The sequence below is a fragment of the Flavobacterium sp. genome (assembly GCF_044371705.1).
GTDB lineage: Bacteria > Bacteroidota > Bacteroidia > Flavobacteriales > Flavobacteriaceae > Flavobacterium.
Genome location: NZ_JBILTE010000144.1, coordinates 1 through 6,421, shown reverse-complemented (window position 1 = coordinate 6,421; position 6,421 = coordinate 1). Strand labels below are relative to the sequence as shown.

At 35.6% G+C, this 6,421-nt stretch carries 4 protein-coding genes; 1 reads left to right on the top strand and 3 read right to left on the bottom strand.

Translation table 11 applies throughout. The annotated features are described in order from the left end of the window. Window positions 1-1,257 (bottom strand): DUF2851 family protein (locus tag ACIQ2S_RS09975; protein ID WP_396175525.1); only part of this gene is annotated, 1,257 nt, incomplete at its 3' end. Between the two features lie 84 nt (window positions 1,258-1,341). Between ACIQ2S_RS09975 and ACIQ2S_RS09970 the strand changes: the two genes are divergently transcribed. Next, on the top strand, window positions 1,342-3,018 hold the full coding sequence (locus ACIQ2S_RS09970; protein ID WP_396175523.1) for a PNGase F N-terminal domain-containing protein: 1,677 nt from the start codon (window positions 1,342-1,344) through the stop codon (window positions 3,016-3,018). A 144-nt stretch (window positions 3,019-3,162) separates the two neighbouring features. Here the strand turns inward: ACIQ2S_RS09970 and ACIQ2S_RS09965 are convergent, their stop codons facing one another. Both ACIQ2S_RS09965 and ACIQ2S_RS09960 read right to left on the bottom strand, forming a co-directional pair. Further along, window positions 3,163-4,524 (bottom strand): pyridoxal-phosphate dependent enzyme, encoded by a 1,362-nt coding sequence (locus tag ACIQ2S_RS09965; protein ID WP_396175521.1) that lies wholly within the window; start codon window positions 4,522-4,524, stop codon window positions 3,163-3,165. Window positions 4,525-4,614: 90 nt separating this feature from the next. Continuing rightward, the coding region (locus tag ACIQ2S_RS09960; protein ID WP_396175519.1) for a putative porin at window positions 4,615-6,421 on the bottom strand (1,807 nt) is incomplete at its 5' end.

The window sequence follows — 6,421 nt, the reverse complement described above, 5'->3', positions numbered from 1 at the left end:
CAACTTTTGACCAATTGCACAAGACAAACAACGATTAAAATCGCAATATTGCTTTTTTAGTTGCAATAAAGCTTGTGTGTCATAACTAGTGTTACAGGTAAGACCAAAACTTAAAAATTTATCTATCATAACATTCTTCTCAGGTTCTATTTGCGATGCTAATGCTAGTAATTGCTCGGTACTATCTGAATTTTGATAGCGATGAAAGGCAAATAAAAAGGGTAACAATGCATTAATGATTACTAAATCAATGAACGATTTGGATAATTTTTTACGCTTTGAGGCACTTTGCCTATCAAAAACATAATGGCTTTGCCAATATACTGAAGGAGCGATTGCAACCAACTGATAAAAGTCACTCACTTTTTGGATATGCATGCACTTATGAAATAGTTGCGGCTCCTGACTGATTAATTGTGCCAATTGAGCCAATCGAATTGTTGGAAAATTATCGGGTCTGAGTTTGAAAAAATGAACAGGCTGAAGTATAATTTCAGGTAGTTGATACTTTTGTTGAAGATAATTCCATCGCTTTTTTAATTCTTTGAAGTACACATCTTCTTTATCCGTTTCGAGTAATCCCGCTCTTCCTAAAAAAAGTGCTTCCAATTGGACGATATCCGATTGTTCTTTTCTAATTATTTCATACGGAATAGACTGCATCAATTCGAAGAAAACAATTCCGTTGACATTCAATCCAAAACTTTTGGCTAAAAAGAGGACGAAAACAGCTTCCCAATCATTGGCAGTTGTAACTAACAACTCTTCAATTTCATCCGAACGCTCTTCTATACGTTCCAGAAATAATTTTTCCTTCCAATTTGAAAGTGTAAATGAGTCAATAATGGACAACTCATTTTCACAATTGATCCAATTTTTTGGAGAAAGTAACTTTTGATAGTGCGAAAGGATTTCAGCATCTACGTAATTTTTCAATTCTAAAACAGGAATTTCAGTATTATTTTTCCTAAAAACATCCGTATCATGCTCCCAAACCACATGAAGAATCACATTGTTATAAGCCGCATCTGTTTCGTGGTGATGCACATACCAATCGGATGACTTGAGATGTATTTCAACACTTCCCGCCCACCTTTGAGTGCCAATAATTAATTGAGCATTAAAAAAGTCGGGGCCTGCTTGTTGTAGATAATTGCCGGAATGTACAATTGTAATTGGCAAACCCTCGGTAGTTTGAAGTTCGGAGAATGAAAACTTCTTAAACTGCCATAAATAATGGAGAAATGATTCTTTCATGGATAAATTCTGTATGGTTTCGAATGACTAAAGTACAAAAAAACAACTAGAACTGCTACATTTGTAAACGTAAAATTGTTCCACATGAAAAAAATCACTTTCTTTCTATTTTTCCTAATCGTTCAAATCCTTTGGTCTCAAAAGCAACCAAATGCTATAAAAGTAACGTTTGAGCGAGTTTCAAACGGTTCAATAATTAACCAAGAACCTATTTTGGTATACTCAGATGCGAATAGTACGTTGCTGACAAATAACTCGATTATTGAAAAAAAAACGAAATTTCCAGTCGAACTAACGCAAATCAATCGGACAGAAAACACAATTTTACAATGGGCTCAATTGAACGAAAAAAAAGCCATTGAAACCATTGATAGTCTGAGTTTAAATAAACAGGCATTTGAATTTTTAACCGACACTAAAAAAATACTGGGTTATACCTGTAAAAAAGCCAAAACCATTATCAATTCTAACACGATCGAACTTTGGTACACTAACGACTTACATTTAAAAGGAGCTCCCACTGTTTTGGGACAAAACTTAGGATTGGTTTTGGAAATGACCCGTAATAACAATTTTACTATTCAAGCGGTTTCAATTGAAAAATTGAAATCAATTCCCGAAAATGTAAAAATAGCATCTATTCCATCAACGGTAACGGATTTATTATCCTACCGCGATTTTCTTTGGAAAAGTAAATTCCAAACGATTGAAGTGTTTGAAAAAGAAATCATTAATTTTTCAGATGATTCAAAATCGAATGACAGTATTCTTCGATTTGCGAAAGGCACAATTGCTGTGAGAAAGATTAGCTTTCCAAAATTGAATAACGGTAGTCAGGTTTTTGTAGACTTAACCGAACAATCCAACGGCGATGCTTATGACCGAACAGGTTCCGTATTTGTAATTCCGGTGACTGAGAAACAGACGTTTTTTGATGGATTGGAAAAGGGCATCTCAACGCTTCCTATTTATGAAAACGGAAATGGCAAAAAATACCACGGGGTTATTGCTACAGACAATTATTCTCCTCCGATTGAATTAATGAGGTTTTTTACACCTTTCGGAATCCTGAAATACAATCACATAGAATTGAAAGACAAAAAATGGCAGGAACAAGTATTTTACAGACAGGATATTTCTGAACTAGCTACCATCTTGAACGAATCTGAATATTATGTGGGTGTTTTTATCGGGAATTACGACAAAGGAGGTCACAAAGTTTCTTTGAATATTACCGTTCACCAAGAACCATCGGAAGTACATCCTACCGAAAAATTACTTTCACTATTCAATACCACCAATATCATGGAAATGGCAGGTCAAGAATACGCAACTATGTTTGATATGGACAAAGGTCTAACAGTTACTTTCACACTAGACAAACCCCTAAAAAACGCAAAACTAAGATACATTACCACGGGTCACGGCGGTTGGGAAAATGGGGATGAGTTTGTACCAAAGAAAAACACGATTCTTTTAAACAACAAGGAAGTATTTTCCTTTATTCCTTGGCGTTATGATTGCGGCTCTTATCGTTTATACAATCCGGCATCTGGAAATTTCAACAACGGGTTGTCATCTTCCGATTACAGTCGGTCTAATTGGTGTCCGGGAACGGTTACCAACCCTATTTTAATAGACTTGGGTGATTTAGCTGCCGGCTCTCATACAATTCAAGTGAAAATTCCGCAAGGAAAACCCGAAGGTGGCAGTTTCAGTGCATGGAATGTGTCAGGGGTTTTACTGGGTAGCGAAAAGTAGAATAAACCCTTTCATGCCGAACTTTGCTAACCCCTGTCATGCTGCTTGTTTCAGCATCTGAGAGCTATAATAAAATATGGTTAGGGATTCTGAAACAAGTTCAGAATGACAGAACAATTATTTTTAAAACTTACTATTCTACAACTAATTAATTGAACTAATAATATCGTGTTTGGTTATAATATGATGTTTCCCATTCTCAAGTTTTACCAAAACCGCTTGATTGTCGCGTGTAATCAGTTTTGACACCTCATCAATGGGTGTATTGGCAGAAACAATTGGATACGCTTTTCCCATCACTTCTTTGATAGGTTTATCAGCAATATCTTTATCGGCTAGATAGCTTCGAAATAAATCGGCTTCATCTACCGATCCTACAAAACCGGTTGCATCCATTACAGGTATTTGTGAAATATTGTATTTCTTCATGCGTTCGATGGCATGCGAAACCAATTCTTCTGTTCGTACAATGACCAAAGGTTTGTCTAAATGACCTTGAATCAAATCCGTAGCTTTGGTTAATTCTTCATCCAAAAATCCACGTTCACGCATCCAATCGTCGTTGAACATTTTACCAACATAGCGACTGCCCGAATCGTGAAATAAAACTACTACTATATCTTCAGGTTTGAAATGCTCTTTAAGTTGCAAAACTCCCTTGATGGCAGCACCAGCTGAATTTCCAACAAAAATACCTTCTTCCAAAGCCAGTCGACGCGTATAAACAGCTGCATCTTTATCTGTTACTTTAGTAAATCCATCAATCAGTGAAAAATCGACGTTTTTTGGTAAAATATCTTCCCCTATTCCTTCTGTGATGTAGGAGTAAATTTCATTTTCATCAAAAATTCCGGTTTCGTGGTATTTTTTAAATACCGAACCATAGGTGTCAATTCCCCAGATTTTTACATTCGGGTTGCGTTCCTTTAAATATTTTGCAACACCGGATATTGTTCCACCCGTTCCTACTCCCACCACAAAATGCGTAATTTTACCTTCGGTTTGTTCCCAAATTTCAGGAGCAGTTTGCTCGTAATGTGCAATCGCATTCGACGGATTATCATATTGATTCACATACCATGAATTGGGGATTTCGGTCCCTAATCGTTTAGAAACAGAATAGTACGAACGCGGATCGTCGGGTTCTACATCGGTTGGACATACAATCACTTTGGCTCCAACTGCACGAAGAATATCCATTTTTTCTTTGGATTGCTTATCTGTAATCACACAAATTAATTTATATCCTTTGACGATTGCACCCAAAGCCAATCCCATACCCGTATTTCCGGAAGTTCCTTCAATAATGGTGCCTCCGGGTTTCAAACGACCGTCGGCTTCGGCATCTTCAATCATTTTAACAGCCATACGGTCTTTTACCGAATTACCGGGATTAAAGGTTTCTACCTTAGCTAAAACTAAACAATCCAGCTCTTTCGTAAGTGTATTGATTCTAACCAAAGGAGTATTGCCGATGGTTTCAAGTATGTTTTTTGCGAATTTCATTAATTTTTTATTTCTGTTACAAAGATATTGATAAATCAGGAGGATACAAGTTTTCGCTAAAAGAAGTGCGTTTTTAACTGCTGTGCCCTGTTATTGGAAAAAATTCCATTCCACGCCAAATCGAATCATAAAATCGCGGTACGGATAATTTGGTGCGTTGTAGTACTTGGATTCTCCAAAAGAAGAGTTCAGATGTTCTGCTTTTAAATAAATACGAGCCGTTCGAATTTTAGCATTAATAAAAAAATCAATCATTGGAAACTCACCGATTTCTTGCTGATTTTGTACATAAAAATCACCAATAATCGGATTGTAACCATTGGCATAATACGAAGTGAAATAGTTCAAAGTAACACCCATTTGAATAAAGAGTGCCTTCTTAAAAAAACGATCCGTATAATACAGTGTATTACGAGTAAGAAACGTTGGAACGTTTAAAATATCCTCGCTTTGATCTACTTGTTGAAATAAAAATGTGTTATCTAGGGCAAACTTCCCATAGGTAAGTTCTTTGCTGACCTGAGCAGATACATACTTAATTGAATTGCCAAATTGTTTTGGCGAAAGGATCAGTTGTCGTTGGTTTGTTTCATCATTGCTATAATATAGAAAATCAGTAATATTTGTGAATTGTGCTGAAGCATTAAACCATTTTGTAAATGCTTTTGCTTCAATAGCATTTATTTTTTCATTTTTAAAATTATTAAACCAATTGTAATTAACATAACTACTTTGAAAAAGATTGTAACTATGATTGGCAATTTTATTAATGTTTTGATACGTAAATGTAAAGCTATTGATGCTATCCAAACGATAACGAACATTGGCTTCAATATTATTTAAATTTTGGTCGGTGATGGATCGTGAAACCAACAAATTTGCCTTCCATTTATTTATTTGATACTTATATTCGCCTCCCACATTCATAATTTGATCACTTAAAGTAGTGGGAATGGTTTGATCAGCGAGCACTAAAACCTTATTGTAATAATGGTTAAATTGAAAATCTTCCACAAAAAAAGTAACCGATCCAAAATCCTTGGTAGCATAGGAAGCACCCAATTTATTATACATTCGATTGTAGTTGGTTACATCGTTGATGTTGCTTAACACATATGAATCACCGTAACGACTAAAATTAATAACCGCACCATTTTCATCGGTAGTAGTCGTATTGATTGTAGCTTGCGTATAATCATAATTTTTACGCTCATAATTGAATTGGTGGTGGATTACAACACTTCCAAATGCATTTTCATCTTTTTTCAATCGAAACGAATGATCAACAAAAAAACGATTACCTTTCAGCAGGCTTTCTGCATCTTCAGAAAATACGGGGATGCGGGCTCTATTTTCAAATTCTGATAATCCTCCTTCAAAATCTGCTTGATTCACAATACCACCATTCTCACCGTTTGAAATATCCTGAGCAGTAAAATGAGCCTTTAAGATATACCTTTTATTTTTTGTGTTGTAACTGGAGGACAATCTGAAATTTCCCGTACTAGTTAATTGGTTTTGATATTTTCCCAAAGAGCGTAACCCTTTGTAGGAAACAGCAAAGTTTAACTGTTCCGAAGTATTCACGCTGATAAAGGTCTCCAAACTTTGACCTTGCTCCATCACTGTTTTAAAATACAGTTCGGTTAACGGTGTAGCAACATGGTAGTAATCGATATCTTTTACTTCCAAATAACTGAAATGCTTGCCGGAAAAGCCAAATTCAGGAAATGGCGTGAAATCATTGATTCCGAAATCTAAAGTGGTATAAGGCTGACCTTCGTTGGTAAAAGCAAGTAAACCATAAGTGTCCTTCCGTAAATAATTGAATTTATATTCTTTCTGTACCGTTAAAGAAGTATCTACAACGGTTGTGTCTTTTGAAAGCGTAATGATT